The sequence below is a fragment of the Shewanella sp. AC91-MNA-CIBAN-0169 genome (assembly GCF_040310165.1).
Taxonomy (GTDB): Bacteria; Pseudomonadota; Gammaproteobacteria; order Enterobacterales; family Shewanellaceae; genus Shewanella.
Genome location: NZ_JBEOPM010000038.1, coordinates 1 through 22,381, shown reverse-complemented (window position 1 = coordinate 22,381; position 22,381 = coordinate 1). Strand labels below are relative to the sequence as shown.

21 protein-coding genes and 1 pseudogene are annotated in these 22,381 nt (G+C 39.9%); 6 read left to right on the top strand and 16 right to left on the bottom strand.

The window, feature by feature from the left end; genetic code table 11:
• Positions 1–25: 25 nt before the first annotated feature.
• A complete protein-coding gene (locus AAEY98_RS21045; RefSeq protein ID WP_351019466.1) occupies positions 26–2,107 on the bottom strand; it encodes a TonB-dependent receptor plug domain-containing protein in 2,082 nt (693 codons plus the stop codon).
• Between the two features lie 76 nt (positions 2,108–2,183).
• On the opposite strand from AAEY98_RS21045, the gene AAEY98_RS21040 reads away from it, so the two are divergent.
• The 5 genes and pseudogenes from AAEY98_RS21040 to AAEY98_RS21020 form a co-directional block, all read left to right on the top strand.
• On the top strand, positions 2,184–2,573 hold the full coding sequence (locus AAEY98_RS21040; RefSeq protein ID WP_182744619.1) for a Cd(II)/Pb(II)-responsive transcriptional regulator: 390 nt from the start codon (positions 2,184–2,186) through the stop codon (positions 2,571–2,573).
• A 223-nt stretch (positions 2,574–2,796) separates the two neighbouring features.
• Complete coding sequence (locus AAEY98_RS21035; RefSeq protein ID WP_182744618.1) at positions 2,797–3,018, top strand: DUF2375 family protein; 222 nt, start codon at positions 2,797–2,799, stop codon at positions 3,016–3,018.
• Between the two features lie 725 nt (positions 3,019–3,743).
• Positions 3,744–5,249: an MBL fold metallo-hydrolase RNA specificity domain-containing protein gene (locus tag AAEY98_RS21030; protein WP_351019461.1), complete on the top strand. Its 1,506-nt coding sequence runs from the start codon at positions 3,744–3,746 to the stop codon at positions 5,247–5,249.
• 198 nt (positions 5,250–5,447) lie between these two features.
• Entirely contained in the window at positions 5,448–5,750 is a 303-nt protein-coding gene (locus AAEY98_RS21025; protein ID WP_351019458.1) for a four helix bundle protein, read from the top strand.
• 108 nt (positions 5,751–5,858) lie between these two features.
• Positions 5,859–6,015: pseudogene (locus AAEY98_RS21020) on the top strand (IS5/IS1182 family transposase); the annotation flags it as partial.
• A 100-nt stretch (positions 6,016–6,115) separates the two neighbouring features.
• On the opposite strand, the gene AAEY98_RS21015 reads toward AAEY98_RS21020, so the two are convergent.
• The 6 genes from AAEY98_RS21015 to AAEY98_RS20990 all read right to left on the bottom strand — a co-directional run bounded on the left by AAEY98_RS21015 (position 6,116) and on the right by AAEY98_RS20990 (position 12,116).
• On the bottom strand, positions 6,116–7,825 hold the full coding sequence (locus AAEY98_RS21015) for an asparagine synthase-related protein (protein WP_351019455.1): 1,710 nt from the start codon (positions 7,823–7,825) through the stop codon (positions 6,116–6,118).
• 187 nt (positions 7,826–8,012) lie between these two features.
• Complete coding sequence (locus AAEY98_RS21010; protein WP_351019452.1) at positions 8,013–8,894, bottom strand: sulfotransferase domain-containing protein; 882 nt, start codon at positions 8,892–8,894, stop codon at positions 8,013–8,015.
• Positions 8,894–9,811 carry an HPr kinase/phosphorylase gene (locus AAEY98_RS21005; protein ID WP_351019449.1) on the bottom strand — a complete coding sequence of 306 codons (918 nt, stop codon included), beginning with the start codon at positions 9,809–9,811 and terminating at the stop codon, positions 8,894–8,896. The genes AAEY98_RS21010 and AAEY98_RS21005 overlap by 1 nt, the downstream gene beginning before the upstream one ends.
• 31 nt (positions 9,812–9,842) lie before the next feature.
• Positions 9,843–10,118: a PqqD family protein gene (locus tag AAEY98_RS21000; protein WP_351019446.1), complete on the bottom strand. Its 276-nt coding sequence runs from the start codon at positions 10,116–10,118 to the stop codon at positions 9,843–9,845.
• Positions 10,119–10,121: 3 nt separating this feature from the next.
• Entirely contained in the window at positions 10,122–10,280 is a 159-nt protein-coding gene (locus tag AAEY98_RS20995; RefSeq protein WP_351019443.1) for a hypothetical protein, read from the bottom strand.
• Between the two features lie 171 nt (positions 10,281–10,451).
• On the bottom strand, positions 10,452–12,116 hold the full coding sequence (locus AAEY98_RS20990) for an ABC transporter ATP-binding protein (protein ID WP_351019440.1): 1,665 nt from the start codon (positions 12,114–12,116) through the stop codon (positions 10,452–10,454).
• 269 nt (positions 12,117–12,385) lie between these two features.
• Between AAEY98_RS20990 and AAEY98_RS20985 the strand changes: the two genes are divergently transcribed.
• On the top strand, positions 12,386–13,126 hold the full coding sequence (locus tag AAEY98_RS20985) for a phosphoenolpyruvate carboxykinase (ATP) (protein WP_351019437.1): 741 nt from the start codon (positions 12,386–12,388) through the stop codon (positions 13,124–13,126).
• 10 nt (positions 13,127–13,136) lie between these two features.
• Here the strand turns inward: AAEY98_RS20985 and AAEY98_RS20980 are convergent, their stop codons facing one another.
• The 9 genes from AAEY98_RS20980 to AAEY98_RS20940 form a co-directional block, all read right to left on the bottom strand.
• Entirely contained in the window at positions 13,137–14,204 is a 1,068-nt protein-coding gene (locus AAEY98_RS20980) for a sugar-transfer associated ATP-grasp domain-containing protein (protein WP_351019434.1), read from the bottom strand.
• 113 nt (positions 14,205–14,317) lie between these two features.
• Entirely contained in the window at positions 14,318–14,824 is a 507-nt protein-coding gene (locus AAEY98_RS20975) for a lasso peptide biosynthesis B2 protein (RefSeq protein ID WP_351019431.1), read from the bottom strand.
• A complete protein-coding gene (locus AAEY98_RS20970; RefSeq protein ID WP_351019428.1) occupies positions 14,824–15,933 on the bottom strand; it encodes a nucleotidyltransferase family protein in 1,110 nt (369 codons plus the stop codon). The genes AAEY98_RS20975 and AAEY98_RS20970 overlap by 1 nt, the downstream gene beginning before the upstream one ends.
• 266 nt (positions 15,934–16,199) lie before the next feature.
• The gene (gene rfbC / locus AAEY98_RS20965) at positions 16,200–16,748 is read right to left on the bottom strand and encodes a dTDP-4-dehydrorhamnose 3,5-epimerase (RefSeq protein ID WP_351019425.1); all 549 of its coding nucleotides are present in this window, start codon (positions 16,746–16,748) and stop codon (positions 16,200–16,202) included.
• On the bottom strand, positions 16,745–17,623 hold the full coding sequence (rfbD, locus tag AAEY98_RS20960; protein ID WP_351019422.1) for a dTDP-4-dehydrorhamnose reductase: 879 nt from the start codon (positions 17,621–17,623) through the stop codon (positions 16,745–16,747). The genes rfbC and rfbD overlap by 4 nt, the downstream gene beginning before the upstream one ends.
• A gap of 2 nt (positions 17,624–17,625) precedes the next feature.
• The gene (gene rfbA / locus AAEY98_RS20955; RefSeq protein WP_351019419.1) at positions 17,626–18,495 is read right to left on the bottom strand and encodes a glucose-1-phosphate thymidylyltransferase RfbA; all 870 of its coding nucleotides are present in this window, start codon (positions 18,493–18,495) and stop codon (positions 17,626–17,628) included.
• A 64-nt stretch (positions 18,496–18,559) separates the two neighbouring features.
• Entirely contained in the window at positions 18,560–19,627 is a 1,068-nt protein-coding gene (rfbB, locus tag AAEY98_RS20950; RefSeq protein ID WP_351019415.1) for a dTDP-glucose 4,6-dehydratase, read from the bottom strand.
• Between the two features lie 266 nt (positions 19,628–19,893).
• On the bottom strand, positions 19,894–21,243 hold the full coding sequence (gene glmM / locus AAEY98_RS20945) for a phosphoglucosamine mutase (protein WP_351019412.1): 1,350 nt from the start codon (positions 21,241–21,243) through the stop codon (positions 19,894–19,896).
• A 244-nt stretch (positions 21,244–21,487) separates the two neighbouring features.
• On the bottom strand, positions 21,488–22,381 hold an 894-nt coding region (locus AAEY98_RS20940; protein ID WP_351019409.1), incomplete at its 5' end, for an IS4 family transposase.

Below are 22,381 nucleotides of genomic sequence, written 5' to 3'. Positions count from 1 at the left end.
AACAACTCACCTGTGAGATGACAAGTTAATGACCAAATTTAACTCTTACACCTGCGTTAGCAATAAAGCCATCGTTACGTGACCAGATATCGGTAGTCCATTGGCCGCTAGGCGATCTATTAGGCAGTAACATTGGATGTTCATCGGTTTGTTTTACATCGAGTAAGTTCTCTAAGTTAATAAACCAACTGACTCTGCCCACAGTAATTTCGCCCATTAAACCAAGATGCCAATAAGGATTGGTTTCATCAATATAAGGGTTATCGTTAACGTTTTGGGTGCCGGTATAATAAGCTTCAAAGCCAGCTCTAAAGTTGCCATGCTGCTCCCACATAGCAACAAAACCACCAGAATGACGTGGTGTTAAAGCAATAGCTCTACGGCCGTCCCCGTCGGGTGACACTTCAGTTGCATCTAGATACAAGTAACTTGCGGTCAACTTAACATCGCCTAAATAGTAACGCAGCAACACTTCAGAACCACGGATCTGACTTTCGCCGGGTGCATTAACTAATCTAACCGCGTCTAAGGTGCCATCGTTATTGGCAGAGAAAGCCTCTAAACCCGTGACGTTATCCACATTCGAGCCAAACAAAGTCAAACTCGTTTCCACATCATCAAAGGTATAACTCACATCAAGCGATGCCGTTTTAGCGCGCTCTTCTTGTAAGTTGTCAATCGGCGCTAATCTTGATAATCCTGCGGCCTCAATCTCTTCAACAAACGGCGTAGGGGCAAAGTACCCCTCCCCATAAGAGCCTCTTATGGTTAAGTCACTTGGGCGATAAAGCACTGACACTCTTGGGCTAAATTGAGTACCATATTCACTGTGCTCATCAATACGCGCACTGTAAGATGTGGTGATTTGGTCTGTCAGCTCATAATCAAGTTGAGCAAATGCACCCGGCACTTTATAAGAATAATCGAACTCAGGGTACGTGTCAGAGGCAAAGATTTCAGACTGATACGCTAAACCAACAACCCAATCACTGTTATCGGTATAACCCGCAATGCTATTTTCGAGCAAATAACTCTCGTGTTGGTCTTCTTCTATATCGGCACCATAAACATGCACATGATCTTGTACCATCGCCGATGTGCGTGTATTAAACGTCAATGACTCTAATAACGGCATACTAAACACCAGGCCGCCATCAAGCCTATCGGAATCTTGCGATTGTTCAAACGAAGTGCCATCAGCGACCGTGTTATCACCTAAAGTACCGCCAGTGCGCTGCTCGGTCATAAACCCGCTAGTCACATACAGTGTTTGTCCTTCTTGTCCTTCCCAAAATAATCGCGGACGCACTGTGTATCGCTCATAACCTGCCAAATCGATCCAGCCGTCATTATCAATATCTTGCTTGTCTTGATAATGAGCTCCTGCCGTCACCGAGCCTTTTACATTCTCGCTCAATGGCGACTCAAAATAGGTGGTCACATCCTGACCATCGCGCGTGGTTGCATTGACCAACACTTCACCACTGAGTTCATCGCCAGGCGTTCGAGACACAAGGTTAATCACCCCACCGAGTGCTGAACCACCATAAAGTGATGACGCCGAACCTTTAATAATTTCAACGCGACTTAAATCTGTCGGCGGCACTTGCAACAAACCAATCGACCCAGCTTGATTACCGTACAGCGGTAAACCATCGGCCAGTAATTGGGTATAACGACCATATAAGCCTTGCAGGCGAATATTGGCACTGCCTAGCGCCGGTGAGGTAGTTTGTAATCTTACCCCACCCGTTTCAGCCACCAGCATAGAAATATTACCTGGTCTCATCGCTGCTTTTTCTTCAATCTCTTCGCGGTTAATCACCTCGACTCGAATAGGCTGTTCATCGGCAATCCGCCCAGAACGAGTAGCTTGTATGACAATGGTTTCCATTTCTTCTTCGTGTTCATGCTCGTGTTCATCAACATCCGCTTGTGGGGCATCATGCTCAGAATGTTGAGGGTTTGCGCTGTGGCTTTCACTGTCATTCTCACTGTGATTTGCACTCTGCCCAGACGTATTTATCGAGTCGTCCACCGCACTGGCTTCACTCACTCCAATAACACCTAGCGACAAAATTAATGACGCCGCGGAATAACTCAACATACAACTTCCTTATAACAAGACATTATCGAAAAATGATATGCTTAAGCTTAAAGGTTACAGCCACTGGAAGGTCAATATGAAAATAAGTGAATTGGCATTAATTGCTCAGGTATCGGTTAAAACCATCAGATACTATGAACAGATTAGTCTACTCTCCCCGCCAATCCGTACCAGTAATGGCTATCGTCATTACCAAGAAAAAGATATCGAGACATTGATATTTATAAGACGATGCAGAGAATTAAACATTGGACTCGATGACATCAAGCGTTTGGTTGATACACAACAAGACCCAAAATCGTCGTGCGCCTTGGTCGACAACATCATTGCCGAACAACTTGCCCGCATTCAACAAACCCAGCGAGAATTGGCATTACTAGAACAATCATTAGCCGCACTCGCTAGCTGTTGTAAAAGCCATCAGATTAAGGATTGCAGTATTTTACAGACGCTAAAATCGGCTTAGGCTAAACAAGAAACACTGTTTTTTAATCGTTGAATAAGGGTTTATTGCGCTTTACTGCATGCATCTAAACGACTATGATTCCGATCCATTAGGTGTTGCGTATACGGTACGGTTAATCCTCTCATTTGCGAGAGAGTTAAATCATGATAACAACGCTAGGTTTGTATATTATTTAACATAAGAAAGGATCATCTGGGCACCCAGAAAATGTATGGATACAATTATGACAACGCAGACGATAACAGTACTTTACTACCCAGCTGAACTCGCCATTAAACCCATAGCCGAAGTGTTATACGATCTCGAAGTAGGCGTAAGCGGACGTGTGATTATCCCAACGGAATACAAAGTGGATAAAATCATCGTGGCGGTATTTAAAGGTGAAGTTGAAATGTTGAATGCACTTGGCGACCGAGTGGCATCTGAGTTTAATGACGTTGCCTAGAGGTCATATCATTAATGACTATAAACGGCTTAACCAGCATAGAAGTCACTTTACAAGCTTGACGTGAAAACAATCACTTTTATCTGGTTTAAGAGACGTGTTTGCATGAACACGCCTTTAACATCAACCAAGATCGGCAAGCAATATAATGTCCGATATGATGCCAGGTATGATGACCCTCTTAATCTAATCCCTCTAGTAATCTATCCCAAAGTAATCTATCCCAAAGTAATCTCACCCAAAGTAAATCATGCCTAAAAAACAGAATACTAAGTACTCGGCTTTGCAGCATTCTCGCTAAGTGTCTAATTAACGTTCACTTAGCCCACTACCTTAAGATTAGCTAATAGTGGTCGTAAATCATTATCGAATCATCATAAATAAATGACCGTTACACTATTTTCTTAGCAGCAAAGCCGTCCTTAACAGGACGCAGTCCACCCTAGAAGCGCAGCGCACTAAAATCTAGTTCGTTTATTACCGCTTGTTCCCGCTTGTTATCTATTTCCTCGCCCGCTACCGCTTATTACCGCTTTCTTCGCTCGCACCGCTTATTCGCCTGTTACCGCTCGCTATCTATTTTCTCAGCAGCAAAGCTGTCCTTAGCAGGACGAAGTCCGCCCTAGAAGCGCAGCGCACTATCCGCGTAGCGGCCTAGAACCTCGCAAAATCTCACAACCACTGCTAAGTTAACTAACCGTACTGAATACAATTAAAGGACTAACATGCAAATCATTCACCATGGAGCGGTTAACGGCGTCACTGGATCATGTCATCAACTAGATGTGAATAACGACAATAATAACAGTCATAACCACGGAAACGGCAATAATATCAGCAGTTATCTTATCGATTGCGGCTTATTTCAAGGGGCAGAAACCGCCGGAAAAAGTTCAGCAGAACAGCTACAAATCACCTTTGACATTAGTAATATCAAAGCGCTTATTATTACCCATTGCCACATCGACCATGTTGGGCGAATTCCCTACTTGTTGGCAGCAGGATTTAACCAACCAATATATGCCACAACAGCCACAGCGGCACTATTACCACTGGTAATAGAAGATGCCTTAAAAGTCGGTGTCACTCGCGATAAAAAACTCATTCAAGCTTGCGTTAATAGACTCAACAAACTGCTTGTAGCTGTAGATTATGGCCAGTGGATAACGCTACCAATCAACCCTCCGGCAACAACGACAACAAATTCAAATAGCGCTTCAATCGAAACTGAACAGACAACAGCGACGTATACCAGCGCGAAACTTAAATTTAAACCTGCCGGCCACATACTCGGCTCAGCCTATGTCGAAATAGACTTAAGCGGCCCTAAAACGAATGCCAAAACCAGCAACGCAAATCACCGCGTGGTATTTTCTGGTGACTTAGGCGCAACCTACGCGCCGTTACTTGCGAGCCCAAAAAGCCCGTATAGAGCAGATACCTTAGTCATTGAATCCACCTACGGCGATAAAAACCATCAAGGTCGTAAAGAACGCAGCAAGCAACTCAAAAACATCATCGAAAGCGCCGTAAAAGATAACGGCGTGGTACTCATTCCAGCATTTAGCATCGGCAGAACCCAAGAGCTATTATACGAATTCGAACACATCATTCATCGTAATAAACATAACCCGGTATGGCAAAACATCGACATTATCGTCGACTCCCCCATGGCAGCTAACTTCACCGAGAAATATCGTCAGTTCAAAACACTCTGGGACAACGAAGCCAAAGGTAAACTTGCCCAGGGACGCCACCCACTCGACTTTAACCAACTCATCACCATAGACAGCCACCAAGACCACCTCGCCGTAATCAATTATTTAGACTCAGTTAATAAGCCCGCCATCATCATCGCCGCATCCGGCATGTGCACCGGCGGGCGAATAAGCAACTACCTCGCCCGCTTTTTGTCAAAACCCACTACAGACGTACTGTTTGTAGGCTATCAAGCCAGAGGCACTACCGGCCGCGACATACAAACCTACGGCCCACAAGGCGGATACGTTTACATCAACGAAGAAAAAGTTGATATCAAAGCCGCCATCCACACCATCAGCGGTTACTCTGCCCACGCCGACCAACACAACCTCATCAACTTCGTCAAACGCATGCACCACAAACCCAGCCACATCAGAATCGTCCACGGCGACAACGAAGCCAAACAAGCACTAGCAAAGGAATATCAAAAATTACTGCCAGAGGCAGAAATCGTTATCGGTAAGGAGTGATAAAGATAGATGGCAAGCGGTAACGGGCGGTGAAGGACGATAACAAGCGGTGACGGGCAAAAAAGAGGTAAAGAGTGATAAAAAGCGATTAAAAACGGTAGCGAGCAGAAAAAAGAGAGTTGACTAGCGATGAAGAACGATAACAATCGATGACAAGTGATAAATAGTGGTTGCGGTCGGGAATAAAAGGAGGATAAAATGAAAATTAAAAATTTAGAGGTTTGGCAACTGAGTTATCAACTATCTTGTGCTATTTATCATCAGACCAAAGATCTTCGAGATTGGGGATATAAAGATCAGATAACACGTTCAGGCTTATCTGTTCCATCAAATATTGCAGAGGGTATTGAAAGGCAAAGTAACAAAGAACAAATTCAGTTTATGTATATTGCTAGAGGTTCATTAGCAGAATTAATGACCCAGTTAATGATTGGCAGAGACATCAACTATCCTGACACAGGGGGTTATGCAAGCGTCGAAGAAATGGACAATGCAGATTAGAAACAGGAAACTGGAAACTAGCACTAAATCACTTTATTATTGAATTTGAAGAACGAATTTCAGATTATATATAAATTAGGTAGTTACACAGAATCTGTTACAGGGTAAGGAAATGCCGATATCGATTGGTGTTTATACAAATATCGGCATTTAGTTGAAAATACTTTTGCTCGGCTCAAGTATTTTAGAGTTATAACAACTCGTTATGACAAATTTGAAAATTAATTTTGAATGCCTGCTGGCTCTAGCTTTCTCGATAATTTGACTGCCAATGTAAAAGATCAACAGCCCCTAGTTTAGCTTTAGAACTGGTTATCTACATTTCATAAAAATAAATAACCCCCATGTACTTGTCTGTCTCTATTTTAAAGATGTATATTTCCTTGAACGAAGTGTTCTTGCAATGATTTAATCGTTTGCAAATAACGGATCGCAACATGAGGATGGGTTTTACATAGTTCAATCACACGTTCACGTTTAAAAATGTTATCAAATTCTGAAGTCCAGTGCTTATCTACTTCTTTAAAATATTGTTCAGCTTCCTGCTTAATAGATACAGGATGATCCGGAACAAGCACATCAGCTTTTGCCCTTAATCGAATGCGTTCGGTCGTTTTACCTTTCAATAACTCCCTAAACATAAAACGTTCAACACCATTTTTGCTTTTTAAATGACTTGGTAAATTGTAAGCAAATTCAATTAGCTCTTTATCTAGTAATGGATATCGGAACTCACAGCGATAACGACGCGCACAAATTTCAGTGGATGTAATACGACTCTGCACACCTACATGTATTAATTCACTAAAATCTCTTTCTTTAACTGTACGTCTTTGGTATGTACGACGAACCCTATCCATTAATAGGGTTACATTGGGAATGGCATGATCTTTTAATATTGAATTAAATACTAAAGAATTTAAATGCGTAATAAGATTATTACGCTTTTTAGTCACATGCTTGTACAACTTCGGAAACAACATTTCTAACGTGATGAGAATCAAAGACTTCAAAGGATGACCACCTCTTCCTCGCTTCCGTCTAGCAATCAAATATTGATATAAAGTCAGTAATTTGGCTTGGGAGAATAATTCGTAAACGTATTCATCACCATATCCACTTACACAGTGATCACCGCCCCAACCAGACAAAATCGTTCTACAACCTTGCTCGCTAGCAAGAACGCATCGAGAGTCAAACCAAGAAGACATTGATGAAGGCCCCCCAAAGTGTTCACTGTGAGCACCTGACTTTTGAATAGGATCACAACTTGTTGACCATAACGGTTTAACATTAGGCCATAGTGTCATTGCATCAAAAATCTCTTGATAAACAGGTCGCCACGCCTTTTCATTTTGTTCATTTAATTCAACGCCATCAAAAGACATGGTAAAAAGAGCTTTCGGGTTAAGTAGTTCACTGGCATACCCCACCACCGCATTTGAATCTAAGCCCTCACTTAACTCAGCAGCTAAAGGGTAATTTGAAACGAGTCGGCGCTCAACGGCAATAGTAAGCAGCTTTTTTAAATGACACAGATATTCTTTATCACTTAGTGCAGGTAAAGGCTTACTTTCAAGAGACCAATAAGGTGACACATCATGTTGCTCACAATTGACAATCATTTGATGGCCAGCGGGTAAGGTTACTATTGAATCAAAAGGTGATAAAAACTCATTGCCAGTTAGCGGTAAAAATTGTGATTCCAACCAGTCTTGCTTGATATTTTTTTCAATAAATAGTCCATCAACCAATAAAGATTGATGTTCATTTGAGAGAATAACTCGGCTGTTTTGAATAACGTAAAATAATGACTTAACACCAAAATGATCGCGCGCGCAGTAGAGCTCTTTTTTGTTTTTATCCCATATAATAAAAACAAAGTCACCAAGCAAGTGTGATGCGGTATCAACTCCCCAATGTTCATAAGCGCTCATGATAATATCACCATCGCACAAAGCATTAACATCAATACCTAGCTCAGTTGCAAGTTGCTGACGATTATCAAGATGTGCATTTGAAACTAAATATACCGATTCAGTCTGATTGACAATAATACTATCTATTTCAGACAAAGGTCGGTTGAATAAACTCGCTTTTGCGAGCCCAACACTTGGAAAACCGTCCAGATATCGATGACGCTCTAAATCAGGTTTCCAGTAATGACTGCCACTCAGCATACGATTAAGTATATGCTCATCAAAGCCTGTTTGCCAATCTACTACAGCATGAATAGTACTCATAGTATTGTACTTAAATCCTTTACGGAAAACATAACGCAGTTAATTCACGATTAGTATCAATGTAACCCAGCCGCAGCATTGCCTCATAATGATCATTGATAATTTGGTCAACTTGTTGGGGTGTTAACACCTCAGTCCAATCACCCACTTTACCTTTACGGAAAAAGGCTTTTGACTTAATAGGCTTTTCAACAAATCCATACTGTTTTTCTTGGGCACTTAATTTGTCAAAATGGCACAATTCAAGTGCTTTCAATACAGAGGCTTCATCCATGGGTAAATGCAAAAATTCGCTGATCGTAGTAAAGCAGTGTAACGCATCTTGCTGCATGTCTTCATAACGTACCCAAAGCAGAGGTAATTCAGAGTCTAACCACGAATTAACATGTTCCCCCCAACTTCCCATATATTGCTTTACTTGCGAAGTTAACTTATGTTGTTTTTTAGCTAATGAGTAATCTGTCTTCGCCATGAGTTCAATACTCTTGTCGATAGAAAACCCAAGATGATTAGCAAAAGAAATAGCAACATCGAATGGATTACGCACAACATATAAAGCACCTAAACAAGCATCATCAGGGCAAAGTAATGCCCCTGTTAACATATTAATATTCGCATCATGGATCTTGTGATAGGCAATTATAGAAAGATTGTTATGAAGGTAACGGTATGTCTCTGTCCGATACGATTCTAGCTCACTTGTTGGATGTAAATTTAACTCTAACCCTGAACCTGCCGCTAACCAAGCTCGGCTACTGGCAATTGACCCCGTTGATAATTGATTAATATCGAGTTCATTGCTGTTGTTTTGAACATTAGATTTTAATGCGAATATATAACTTCTCAGCCAAGTATTACCCGATTTAGGGTATGAAGCTAACCAAAAGATACCTGAAGTCATTAACCAATAGCCTGTATCGGTAAGCTATCTGTAACTAAATTGACTAATTGATTTAGGCCTTCATAGCTCAGCTTATGCTTATCTCTCTGCAATTTATAAACCGGTCGATCCCTAAAGAAAGCACTACAGTGATTCATAAACAACAGTTCGGTTTCCATTGCCTGTAAAAATTGCTCTCTGTAGCAATTGGCTCTGAGCGGTGCAAACTTTCTCATCCCCACAAATTCAGAAATACTTATCGACATTGACTCAGGCTCTATGCAATACAACGCAGCTAACCTCAATGGTTGAACAGAGTTTACAAGCAGCGGAAGTTGAGGTTCCATTGTAATTTGACGTTTTTCGAGCTGCGGACTGAAACAGGGTTGTTCGCCTAATGCTAGCGTTTCAACAATATCAGGCCAAACTTTAATATCAGTACAACCCGCTAGCAAGTTACCATTTTTATCAAAAGCACACACATCGTCAGATACTAAGCTCCAACCTTGCTGAATGAGGGCTAACGCAAGTGTCGATTTACCTGCACCACTCACACCGCAAATGGCAATGGCTTGTTCATTTTTTTTCAATACAGTGCCATGCAACACTAGATGACCGCGTTGCTGCAAAAGAATCGCAAATAAATAGCCTTCTATATAGGCCGTTAAAAGCCCCATATCTACACAGTCATCATATTCAATATCTATATGTTTACCATCATAAACATGACATAGAGCAAGGTTAGGAATATGGATTAAAAAAGAGGTTGGCAAACACCAACAGTAAACAGCGACTTGTTTCATCGAAGCGACATTAATATCTAACTTATCAATTCGTGTGATGCTAACGTCAGGGACAGCATCACTAAGATCAGTATAGGGAGCATTCGGAAGGCAGATGTCACTCTTAACAGCAAGGTTAAATAGGAAATAATTCACAAATAAAAACCAAATGAAAACAGCAGCGTTATCAGGCTGCTGTTTCGAATAAAATAAATTGTTTATCGAGGAGTTGTTGAATAAGCAGCTCCGTTTCTTGGCGACATTGAAGCTCTGAGACCTCAAATTGTTGAATGAGTAGGACTACCAATTCATCAACACTTTTAGGTGTGGCCAGTAATTTCCAAATCACATTCGCAATCGCATTCAATCCAAAGTATTGACCTTGAGATGCATCCATCATCACTAACTCATCGCCCATTGGGGCGCAGTTTAATGAGGTTTTCTGAACATATTTGATTGTCATCAGTTAAGAAGGGCCTGTCGTAACAAAAGATTCAAAAGGACTATTGCTGGGCTTACCATCTGTAAATCCTAAGTCAAGCGATTCAATTTCAGGTTTAGTCCAAGTCGCTTTTGTCACTGGTACAGTTGTCAATACCACTGCATCTTTTTGAGTGTTCTGCATCCGTCATCTCCAAATTAGTTATTACTTATTATGATATTATACAACCAGTTTAAAATATAGCGTACCACAAACAAAAAGTTAACCCCTATTTAACACGTTGTACTTCTGACAATGTTTATAACCTTCAAGAACCGACCTTCAAGCGAGAAGGACTTAAAAATAAAATTAGTGCTATTTTACTGTAATCACATTATCTGCGAATCGATGCGCTTGCTCACTGTGACTCACTAAGACAATGGTTGTACTGCATTTTAATTGTTGTAACAACTCAAAAATGTGTAATTCTGTATTACTGTCTAACGCATTCGTAGCTTCATCTAAAATGAGTAAAGGTCGTTTCCGTAACAATGCTCTGGCTAAAACGATCCGTTGCTTTTCCCCTCCGGATAAACTATTTCCGCTATCACCGACAACACTCTCTAATTGTTGAGGTAAGCGTTCAACAAAACGAGCCTGACATAATTTCAATACGTGCCAAATATCATCGTCATTGGCTTGCTCACCAAACAACACGTTGTCTCTAATTGTGCCGTTAAATAAAAATGCATCTTGAGTGAGGTAACTAATTTGTTGTCGCCAAGCAAGACGCTGCTCTGGTAACAAAGGATGATTGTCTAACAACAATCTGCCTTCGCTTGGCTCAAGTAAACTTGCAAGTATATCGATAAGCGTCGTTTTACCCTGACCAGAAGGGCCTGTCAGCAAAGTGACTTGATTCAATGGAAATTGTACTGATAAATTATTAATTATTGGTACATCAGAATACTGAAAGCTAACCTGATCCAAAGATAGGCTATGGAGAGGAAAGTTAATGGGTAAATATTTGCAATATTCACTCGATTTAGTGTTATCACTTATCGTTTTTGTTATATCTGCAAATGCGGGTAGCATGTGCAATAATTGCTGAACATTGCTTTGAAATTCATTAAACATCGGCATCATCCGGCTAAACATCACAACTAAAATAGCAAGTTCTGTTAAACCAAACTGCCAGAAACGTATGCCCACATAGACTAAAACACAAATCACTAATGCACTTAAAGATTGAATACATAACTGCCTTAATGTTGTCGCATTGTGGTAGCGTTGTTGGTTGCTGCGCAATGCTTGTTGGCTTTTTTCAAATGCATCGAGTTGATAAGCCTCGTGAGCACACGCTTTAACTGATTTCATTCCCTCAAGAAATACCATCACTTGCTGGTACAACTTCTGGTTACTATTTGTCAAACCTGAGCCAAACTCGAAAGCAAGCGTAAAGATTTTCCGAAAAATCACTAATAACAAAAGACCGAAAACACACGTTAATAAGAGTGCAATTGGAGCAACAGAAACCGATACGACAGCGTAAGCTGAAAATAAAGCGAGTAATGTCACCAGTTTCAGCATGAAAAATGTCGTCATACCGACACGATTCACACCATGAGTTAATTGCTCTAATGCTTGATGATTAGCTGTTTGACTTCGGGATGACCAACCTGCAAACAATAAAGACTCAAATAATTGTTTACGCAAAGAATCTGTAACTTGCAAACGGATCTGTAGCATCACCCGTTCTCGAAAATAAATCACAATCGCGCGAATACAGAGTAATAAAAAAAACATCACCAACACTGACAGCAAAGATAAAGACAACTTTTCGGTTATCGTCGATATCCATGATGGCATAGCATCATTTTGCTCTGTCATCATATTAACAATAGGAATAAGCATTAAAATTCCTATCCCTTCAGTAATACTACTTATCAATAACAATACCAACGCAATGGATAATAGTTTTGGCTCTTTGTTCCATAAGTCAAACAAGTAAGCATTCAATAATCGTAATTGCGACTGCATCAATTAATCCATATCTAAACGAGGGTTTTCTATTTTTGAGTGTTTCAACTATCATACCCTAGTGATTTAACATAATTTTTTCGGAGAAAATTTAGGTGAGCACTATCAATACTTACACACTATATGGATTAAATATACAAAGCGACATAACTTTGCCAGCACCAACAATAACTGAGTCACCCGATATCATTGTCTCATCTCAAAAACTACCAAGCACTTTATTTAACGCAATTGAAAATCATAAAAACTTACAATTTGATGGTAGAAGCATGTTAGTACATCAACCATTATTTGGCTCTTTGCTCGTAGAGAAATATGTCGCAATTAACTATGACTTTCATCCAAATTTATCCGCGGCTCACGCAATTACCGCCATATTAGGTTCTGGCATGGGGACATTATTACACTTAAATGGAAACGTACCATTGCATGGTCTTGCCGTATCAAGTAAACAAGGTGCCATTATTTTACTCGCCGACAGTGGTACAGGTAAAAGCACTCTTGCAACCGCATTGTTACTGGCAGAACAAACAGTATTTACCGATGACATAGTTGCACTTTCATACGATTCTAAAGGCCAACTCAATGTTCAACCGGCTCATAAACGCTTTAAGCTTGAACCAGAGCAATTATTAAACATGCAAGTGAATATTGATAACCTTTATACAACAGCACCTGGAGTGAACAAGTTAGGATGGGACATTCCAACAGAATTATTTGCACAACAAGCTCAGCCTTTGACAAAATGCATATTTATTTCAACGACAAGAGTGGTAGGACAAAAAGCAAGTATCAACTCAATTAATCAATTTGAATCGATTAAACGATTACGACAACATATCTATAGACCACGCTTAATGAATGTGCTTAAGCAACAAGAGGCTTTTTTTAAGCTTAACACCACACTTCAAAATCAATGCAGCAGTTATACACTCCAACTACCACAACTATCATCATTTAAATCAATTAAAGAATATGGCTTGGCACTATCACAGCAACTCGGGTTATAAACTATTGTAGTTATTTATAGCGATTACTCGCCTTCGACAGAATTGTTAATAAGGGCTCGGAATGTGTAATTTGCATAGCATTCAATGCCCAATTGATATTCCCCTCAAGCAGAACAACATCATTATCTTCAATGACAACATCCCACCCAACAGTATGGATATCGCGGCATAAGGCATGGGCTTGCTGCACAGCTTCAACAACGCCATGCCAATGAGGTAATGTGAAGCCAGATTCAGTATTACAAAATGCTCTTTTTAAAAATTCATCATCAAGCTCAACTTGACCATTTTCAATATTGATAGCAAATAGAGTTAAACGTTGATTTAACTCATTACTAATTTCTAAATTCGCCATAATGACTTCACATATACCATCATTACTGCAGCTAATAATGCGTATAGTCATAGCACTGTCAGTCATTTGTAACTTTTGTAATAATGGGTGATTACGTAAAAAAGGCTGAACCAAATATTTACCATGAGGAAGGAGTGATTTTAGCTTTAGTAACCCTTCTTCACCTTCATAAACATCACCTAAATAACAACAAGTCCATTGCGAACCTTGAAAAATAGACACACAACCAATACTTCTAGACCCAGAAAGCGGTTTGATAAATAAACGGCTAGACTGAGCTAACCAATCATTAATGGGCCAATCAACATTCAAATTTACACAATCTATGGTTGCGATCGGTTTTCCTTTAGCTTTATCTAAACGCTCAGCAAAAACGGCCTTATTTGATATAAACTGTTGCGATGATTGACTAATAGAAGATGATTGAAAAGTGGTATGGAAATATGGGAGTTGAAAATCAAACACATACAGCCACCAGGTTGATAATGGCCTTTCGTAAAGGGCAAATTGATAATACTCAAAAGCAGAAATGCCCTGTCCAATCCCCCCCCTAATAATATGAATAACTTGTTGAGGTATTGGAACACCTTTTTGTCGAGTATTAGCTGCAAAGGTGTTCATCGCCAAATACATTGAGCGCCAGTGCCAAAACACACACCAAGTCACTAAATAATATAAAAACAACAAGCCAAGAATAGGTTTGTTTTTTAAAGTATAAAACATTACTTTTTTATGTATTGAAACAGCATCATTACTACTGACAAAACGCCAACTATATCGAAAAGGAACTCTTCGTCTGAGAATTTTTGCTTTTATTCGCCTATACAAAGAGATACTCATGGATGATTGACCTTATCTTTGCACTTTTTTTTGTGGCAATAACATCCGACAACGGTGTGATCGGTAAACCCATTTCCACCAGTAACATAATCAACACCGCTAACAACCCAAGCATGTGCTTTCAATTGCCCATCATCACGCCGCAAACCAAAATAAATTTGATAAGGCAAACTAAACCATCCAAGAAAAAACCTCGCTACAATAGCTTGAGCAAAACAATTGGCTTTCCAAGGGCAATAACGTGCGGTGGTTAAAATCAATCTAGATATTTGTCTTATGCGCTTGATATTAGAGTCATTCACAATACATGGCTGTAGTGGCATTTTTGTTATTGGTGCTGAACAGCCCAAAAACGGGGCTATATTGGTAAACTTAACAAGCAATACAGCAAGCCTGGCGATGCCAAGCATTAACCAAGCAGGAATAAATAAAAACTTAAAAAAATGCTCTCTCTTAAAAAAAGAAAACAATTTCCTTAACAACGTACGAATACCAAGCATCATTAATCTTTTTCTCTAAACAGTAAACGAGTGAGTTTTTTTATGGGCAACATTAATGAAACTAATTTACCATCTCGTATAGCATATCGATTGATGAAATCTCGGTCTGCATGACTAATACCAAAGCAATAATCTTTGAGCATAATTAACTTATTTATCACGCTCCCTTCCAAATAAAAAGGCCAAACAACAAGGCTAAGATACCCACCACTCCCTTGGCAAGGTATTGACCAAGACTTCAAAATCCAATTTTCGTATCGTTTACTTCCGAAAAATGATTTTGATGTGGTTGGTATGCCAAAACACGTCATCATTAAACTTTCAATCACAATAACATGTTTGGTTAAACCAAATTTTTTAGCTAATCGCCATTTATCTTGGTGCCAACAATCACTTTGTTTGTCCATAACTAAATAATAATTAGCAATATCAACCAGCCACTTAATACGATGACAACTTGATCGCATTGCATGAAAGCACAAATACAAATACTCAATAGTATTTAAGGTTTCAGATTCATTTAATAACATATGAGCTACTTCATGAGTGAACTCAGTTTCAACATTACCTACTCGTGTATGAAGCTCTAGCAATGGTGAGTTAACACCTTGATAAGACTTGTCTTTCACTCGAATTTTAAGTAGCAATGATGCTTTATCAGTATCAGAAAATAAACCATATAGTGGATGATATCCAAAAGATAAAAGAACATTTTCAGCCTTAATTACATCTGAGGGATCAACTAATAAATCAATATCATGAGAAAATCGTGCACTAATATCACTATACAAACGCTGTGATAAATCAATACCTTTAAAAAAACGATATTTAATACCTAACTCATCAAACTGTAATGATAGCTTAGTCTGAACACTGAGTTGTAACAGTGTCTTTTGCTTGCACCTTTCATTAGCAACCTTTAACCAATGACAAAATTCAGACGAAAAAAAATCAGCATCCAGTTTTGTGACATTTTTAGCCACTATATTCCAAACTCGATGCCGATTAATAAGCCACTTTAACGTATCTTCATCAAAATGTTGATCTGAAAAATTGTCACATAAATCTTTGGCTGTCATATCAGGATAGCATAAGAGTAAAAAACGACCCATTACATGTTGTTCTATCGATTGCATTAAGCTGTTTAATGTTAATGAATAATAAAATTACACTAAATGATATCAACTAATAATCCTATACTTATTTTAATGTTGGCTTGTAAAATATAACTTAAACTACTCACTACATTTGTAACGCGTTAGCTATGCTCTGCTTGGTTTTGTGACATATCGACATCTGTCGACTCAACCATCACATGGATATGAGGCCCAGTACGACTTTCGTAAACAACCTTATTAGCTAATGACTAATTATATGTTTATAAGTAGTGAGCGTGCTTGAGCAATATGCTTTGATGTGCATCTCTATCTGATAATAAAGGTGGCTTATCTAACGGCCATTTAATGCCAATAGCAGGATCATTCCAGGCAATACTCACTTCAGATTCTGGGCAATAATAATCAGTGCATTTGTAAACAATTTCGGCGGCTTCACTTGTCACATAAAAACCATGAGCAAAACCTTCCGGAATCCATAATTGACGTTTATTTTCTGCAGATAAATAAACACCAACCCATTGACCAAAAGTAGGTGAATTTTGACGAATATCGACACTCACATCAAACACTTCACCACTAATAACGCGCACAAGCTTTCCTTGCATATGCTCTAATTGATAATGTAAACCTCGTAAAACACCCTTCTTTGACTTTGAGTGATTATCTTGAATAAAAGTAGTCGGTTTACCTGTTACAAGTTGCTCAAATTGTTGTTGGTTCCAGGTTTCCATGAAAAAGCCGCGATCATCACCAAACACAGTTGGCTCTATTATCTTCACATCTGGAATTTTTGTAGCGATGACTTTCATCGTGAATACTCGTCAATTCTGACTAACGCTGCTTGCCAATCACTTTGAACGATACCAAATTCTTGCTTAATTTTATGACAATTCAATCGTGAATTTGCTGGACGCTTTGCGGGGGTTGGGTAATCTGGAGTTGTTATCGGGTTAACTTGAATTGATTGCTTCAACACACCTTGCGCTAACGCCAGTTCGAATATATTTTCAGCAAAAGCATGCCAGCTTACATAAGGAAAACCTGAATAATGATATAACCCATAAGCTTGATTACCATCAGCCAGCTGTTTCGTGATAATCATAATAGCGTTGGCAATATCAGCCGCATAGGTAGGGCCGCCAAACTGATCAGCTACAACATCTAAGGTGTCTGTGGTTTTACTAAGGCGCAGCATAGTGTTGACAAAATTATGCCCATGCTCAGCAAATACCCACCCGGTCCTTAATATAATATGCCGCGAACACGCTCGTTCAACGGCTTGTTCACCAGCGAGTTTACTTCGGCCATACTCACTTTGAGGTTCGGTGTTATCAGTCTCTACATAAGCTGCAAGACTGCCACCAGCAAAAACATAATCGGTCGAAATATGAATAATAATGGCATTGATATTATTCGCGGCAACGGCAAGGTTATAGGGGCCATCACGATTTACAGCATAAGCCAATTCGCGCTCTTTTTCGGCTTTATCAACAGCAGTATAGGCAGCAGCATTGATAATGATATTCGGAATGAATTCAGCAACAATCTTATTGACGTTAATAGAGTCTGTAATATCAAGCTGGTCACGATCTAATGCCAACAAGGTGACATCAGGCATAGTGCTAAGTTGCTCAACTAAGCACCTACCAATTTGGCCATTTTTACCTGTGACCAATATTCTCATGCTTAAGCCTGGTTAATTAAACGATCTAAATATTGACCATAATGATTATTTATTAACGGTATCGCTATTTCAGTAAGTTGCTCTGAGCTTAACCAACCATTACGCCAAGCTATTTCTTCTAAACAAGCAATTTTTAGCCCTTGCACATTCTCAATGGTCTGCACAAAAGAAGAGGCCTCGTGTAAACTTTCATGGGTACCGGTATCTAACCATGCAAAGCCACGGCCGAGTAACTCAACATTCAAATTACCTTGATTTAAATACATTTCATTTAGGGTTGTTATTTCTAACTCTCCACGGAGTGATGGCTTAACTTGCTTTGCCATTTCAACAACCTTGTTATCATAGAAATATAAGCCTGTAACAGCATAATTTGATTTAGGCTTGGTAGGTTTTTCCTCAACCGATATAGCTTTCATGTCATCATCAAATTCAACCACACCAAATCTTTCGGGATCTTTGACTTGATAGCCAAAAATGGTTGCTCCGTGTGTTTTATTAGCCGCACTCTTAAGTGTTTTACTAAAAGATTGACCATAGAAAATATTATCACCCAGCACTAAACAGACACTGTCTTTACCGATAAATGCTTCACCGATCAAAAATGCTTGAGCGAGTCCATCTGGTGAAGGTTGCACTGCATATGTTAGTTTGATACCAAAATCAGCACCATCACCGAGTAAACGTTTGAAATTTTCGCTGTCTTCTGGCGTGGTAATTATCAATATGTCGCTTATTCCTGCAAGCATTAATGTTGACAAGGGATAATAGATCATAGGTTTATCGTAAACAGGCAATAACTGTTTTGATACACTTCGCGTAAGTGGGTATAAACGACTCCCAGAACCGCCCGCTAAAATAATTCCTTTCATAACCCCTCTAATGCTCACGTTATACATGTCAAAATACTCAAAATACTATCGAGAATTGATGTTATCACTCACTTTGATAGCTACCATCCTGTACATGTTGGCACCAAGCAGGGTTGATTAAATACCATTCAATGGTTTTGCGTAAGCCTGTCTCAAATGTTTCTTGTGGTTGCCAGTTGAGTTCATTGCTCATTTTACTTGCATCAATGGCATAACGACGGTCATGACCAGGACGATCTGTCACATAAGTGATTTGCTCTGCGTATAAAGTGCCTTTAGGCACTAGGGTGTCTAAAATACTGCAAATAGTCTTTACCACTTCAATATTTCGTTTTTCATTGTGGCCACCGATATTATACGTTTCACCTATTTTGCCAGCCCTGAGTACTTTATAAAGTGCTCGAGCATGATCTTCAACATAGATCCAATCACGAATTTGATCACCTTTACCATAAATGGGCAATAATTTACCGTCTAACGCATTCATAATAACTAATGGGATCAACTTCTCTGGAAACTGGTATGGACCGTAGTTGTTTGAGCAGTTAGTGATAACGGTTGGTAAACCGTATGTGCGTAACCACGCTCTGACCAAATGATCACTTGAAGCTTTGGATGCCGAATAAGGGCTACTTGGCGCATAAGCAGTGCCTTCCGTAAATAAAGGTAACTCTTTATTTGAGCGGTGGTCATCTTCCTCATCTGGGTGAGGTAAATCCCCATAAACTTCATCAGTCGAGATATGATGAAAACGAAATGCTTTCTTACCATCTGTCGATAGAGTATTCCAATATTCTCTCGTCGCTTCTAGCAAGGTATAAGTACCAACAATGTTGGTTTGAATAAAGTCTGATGCTCCGGTAATTGACCGATCAACGTGAGATTCAGCCGCTAAGTGCATCACTGCATCAGGTTTGTGTTGTGTAAACACTCGGTCTAATTCAACACGATCACAAATATCGACTTGTTCGAAAACATATCGGTCACTTGACGCTATACCCGCTAACGATTCAAGATTACCCGCATAGGTCAGCTTATCAACATTGATAACACTATCTTGAGTATTATTGATGATATGGCGCACTACTGCAGAGCCGATAAAGCCTGCGCCACCGGTGACTAAAATGTTCATTTTTATACTGGCGCTTCCAAATATCTGAAATTGTCTAAAAGTAGATTCTACAGAGACTTAATGATGAATAACGGCAATTATGGCTTTCTGTCTTATGACGCATCTTAAATAATTGCACTCAATTTTTAGGACATTTTATCTCCACTGTAGCGAGTAAGTATTAGATTTACTGCTTTAATAATCCTCGACATGGCGATTAAATAAATTAGGTTCGCCACTTTTTAGAAAGTGGCGAACAAGCTAATCTTCAGGTCCTTACCTGAACATTATGCTCTAACGGCTGTTGCTATATGTTCTGCTTGTGCTTGTGACATTTCAGGATCTGTTGATTCAACCATTACGCGGATTAGTGGTTCAGTACCTGATTTTCGTAATAACACACGACCTTTATCACCTAGAACAGCTTCGGCTTCTATCACAGCTTGTTTTACTGCTTCTGATGCTATTATCTCATCAGCGTTATTAGCGGTTAGCCGAACATTGAGGAGTACTTGAGGTAACTTTTTCATACCCGATACTATCTCAGCTAATGACTCGCCAGATTGTAATACCGCTTGTAATACTAATAGTGATGCCACAACAGCATCGCCAGTAGAGGCATGGTCAAGGTGTAAAATATGGCCAGAACCTTCGCCGCCTATGCGCCAGCCTGTGGCTTTTAATTGCTCAACCACATAACGGTCACCGACTTTGGCGCGTTTAAACGGGATATCCATTTCTTTTAACGCAATCTCAAGACCAAGGTTAGACATTAATGTGCCGACGACACCGCCTGTCATTGTGCCTTGCTGTTTGGCCGACTTAGCTAAAATATACAAAATTTGATCGCCGTCCACTACGTGGCCATTGTGATCAACAAACATCACCCGGTCAGCGTCACCGTCCATCGCAATGCCTAAGTCAGCTTCATGTACCATAACCGCTGTTTGCAAACTGTCTAAATGGGTCGCGCCGCAATGGTCGTTAATATTGGTACCATTAGGCTTATCATTAATGCTAATCACCTCAGCACCTAACTCACGATATACATTGGGCGCAATATGATACGCCGCACCGTTAGCACTATCGACGACGATTTTAAGGCCTGCTAAGGTTAAATCTTTAGCAAATACGCCTTTGCAAAACTCAATGTAACGACCCGCGGCATCATTAATACGACGAACCTTGCCTAACAATTCAGATGAAACACACTCCATCGCATTATGATTTAACGCCTGGTCGAGTAAAGCTTCAATTTCAAGCTCTTGCTCGTCATTAAGTTTAGTACCCGAATTAGAGAAAAACTTAATACCATTATCATAAAACGGGTTATGTGATGCACTAATCACTACACCTGCATCGGCACGAAATGTAGAGGCTAAATACGCCACAGCTGGAGTTGGCATCGGGCCAATTAATGCTACGTTCACACCCGCAGCAGATAAACCAGCTTCAATAGCTGATTCGAGCATATAACCGCTACTACGAGTATCTTTACCAATCAAGACTTCTTGGGTACCGGTTGAGGCTAATACTTTGCCCGCAGCCCAACCTAACTTCATAGCAAAATCAGGCGTAATAGGAAACGTCCCTACTTTTCCACGCACACCATCGGTGCCAAAATACTTACGAGACATAAAAATACTCCAATATAAAAATAAAAAGTTCTAGGCCCCGTCCCTAAACGCTTTTATTAGGGATCCAGGTATTGCCGTAGATTTTAGGTTTTAGGTACTCGCCCGTCATCCTCAAATGCTTGTATTGGGGATCCAGGTGTTGCCCTTAATTTTGGGTTTGTTGATACCTTAAAGCGTAAAACAAACACCTGGATTCCGGCTTTAAAAGCCTCACCGGAATGACATAATGCTATTCGGATAAGCATTACTGTTTATATTTAAGTGGATAACGGCTAGGTATATAGAGCACTGAGCGTGGATACGTTCGGTGCTTTCTTTTATCTGGAAGGATAAAGTGTTTTATATCGGCTCGCATTTGCTTAAGTTTCGCTGGCAGCTTTCCATCTGGTGATAAAGCAAGCCACCTTAATTGTGTATCTATCAAGCTTATTGCCGCGGTAAAACTGATACGGGTTGGCGCAACTTTAGCTTCCTTTGCTATCGCTGTCATTTCTAAACGAACCAGATTATAAGCGATAAGCACTCCCCACAATTCTTGCTTAACACCTTCAACAAATTTGCTTCGTAACGTCACCTTGCTTTGTAGCTGGGTTTGCTTAAGTTCACCGTATCCTTCTTCTATTTCCCAGCGTTGCCAGTAGATATTAAGTAGCTTGTCCAGCGGATACTTAACGGGATCAACCAATGAGGTGACGAAACCTTTTATTTCACCTTTTGGCTCTTGATAAGCAATAAAACGGGCACGCCATGTTTCGGGAAGCTCGGGGTTTTTCTTTCTCGCTTGGGGAGAGACTGGCATATCAATGAGCAAATCATTATTCGCAAACTCTTCGACCACCTCGTAACGCATTTTTGACTTTACGGGTGTTAGCCAATGTCGCTGTACTCCAGAGCTTTGCCAATTGACTAATAAGTCAGCAGAGAAATAACAACGGTCAAATAGGGTTAAGGAGTTATCAGGTGTATCTTGAACTAAACGCTGTGCGAGTGTGATCTCTCCTACGTGACAACCATCAAAGGCAGCACCTAATACCATTCTGGTTTCAGTAGATATAAGGCTTACTAATCGAAGTTGAGGATAGGGTTTGTGTGTTTTTGAAATAAAACCAAACTCATTGGCATTTTCTTCAGAGTCTTG

Coding starts and splice junctions, on each gene's coding strand:
- AAEY98_RS21045 (WP_351019466.1), bottom strand. CDS start 2,107: ATGTTGAGTTATTCCGCGGCGTCATTAATTTTGTCGCTAGGTGTTATT.
- AAEY98_RS21040 (WP_182744619.1), top strand. CDS start 2,184: ATGAAAATAAGTGAATTGGCATTAATTGCTCAGGTATCGGTTAAAACC.
- AAEY98_RS21035 (WP_182744618.1), top strand. CDS start 2,797: ATGACAACGCAGACGATAACAGTACTTTACTACCCAGCTGAACTCGCC.
- AAEY98_RS21030 (WP_351019461.1), top strand. CDS start 3,744: ATGCAAATCATTCACCATGGAGCGGTTAACGGCGTCACTGGATCATGT.
- AAEY98_RS21025 (WP_351019458.1), top strand. CDS start 5,448: ATGAAAATTAAAAATTTAGAGGTTTGGCAACTGAGTTATCAACTATCT.
- AAEY98_RS21010 (WP_351019452.1), bottom strand. CDS start 8,894: ATGACTTCAGGTATCTTTTGGTTAGCTTCATACCCTAAATCGGGTAAT.
- AAEY98_RS21000 (WP_351019446.1), bottom strand. CDS start 10,118: ATGACAATCAAATATGTTCAGAAAACCTCATTAAACTGCGCCCCAATG.
- AAEY98_RS20995 (WP_351019443.1), bottom strand. CDS start 10,280: ATGCAGAACACTCAAAAAGATGCAGTGGTATTGACAACTGTACCAGTG.
- AAEY98_RS20990 (WP_351019440.1), bottom strand. CDS start 12,116: ATGCAGTCGCAATTACGATTATTGAATGCTTACTTGTTTGACTTATGG.
- AAEY98_RS20985 (WP_351019437.1), top strand. CDS start 12,386: ATGTTAGTACATCAACCATTATTTGGCTCTTTGCTCGTAGAGAAATAT.
- AAEY98_RS20980 (WP_351019434.1), bottom strand. CDS start 14,204: ATGTTTTATACTTTAAAAAACAAACCTATTCTTGGCTTGTTGTTTTTA.
- AAEY98_RS20975 (WP_351019431.1), bottom strand. CDS start 14,824: ATGATGCTTGGTATTCGTACGTTGTTAAGGAAATTGTTTTCTTTTTTT.
- AAEY98_RS20970 (WP_351019428.1), bottom strand. CDS start 15,933: ATGGGTCGTTTTTTACTCTTATGCTATCCTGATATGACAGCCAAAGAT.
- rfbC (WP_351019425.1), bottom strand. CDS start 16,748: ATGAAAGTCATCGCTACAAAAATTCCAGATGTGAAGATAATAGAGCCA.
- rfbD (WP_351019422.1), bottom strand. CDS start 17,623: ATGAGAATATTGGTCACAGGTAAAAATGGCCAAATTGGTAGGTGCTTA.
- rfbA (WP_351019419.1), bottom strand. CDS start 18,495: ATGAAAGGAATTATTTTAGCGGGCGGTTCTGGGAGTCGTTTATACCCA.
- rfbB (WP_351019415.1), bottom strand. CDS start 19,627: ATGAACATTTTAGTCACCGGTGGCGCAGGCTTTATCGGCTCTGCAGTA.
- glmM (WP_351019412.1), bottom strand. CDS start 21,243: ATGTCTCGTAAGTATTTTGGCACCGATGGTGTGCGTGGAAAAGTAGGG.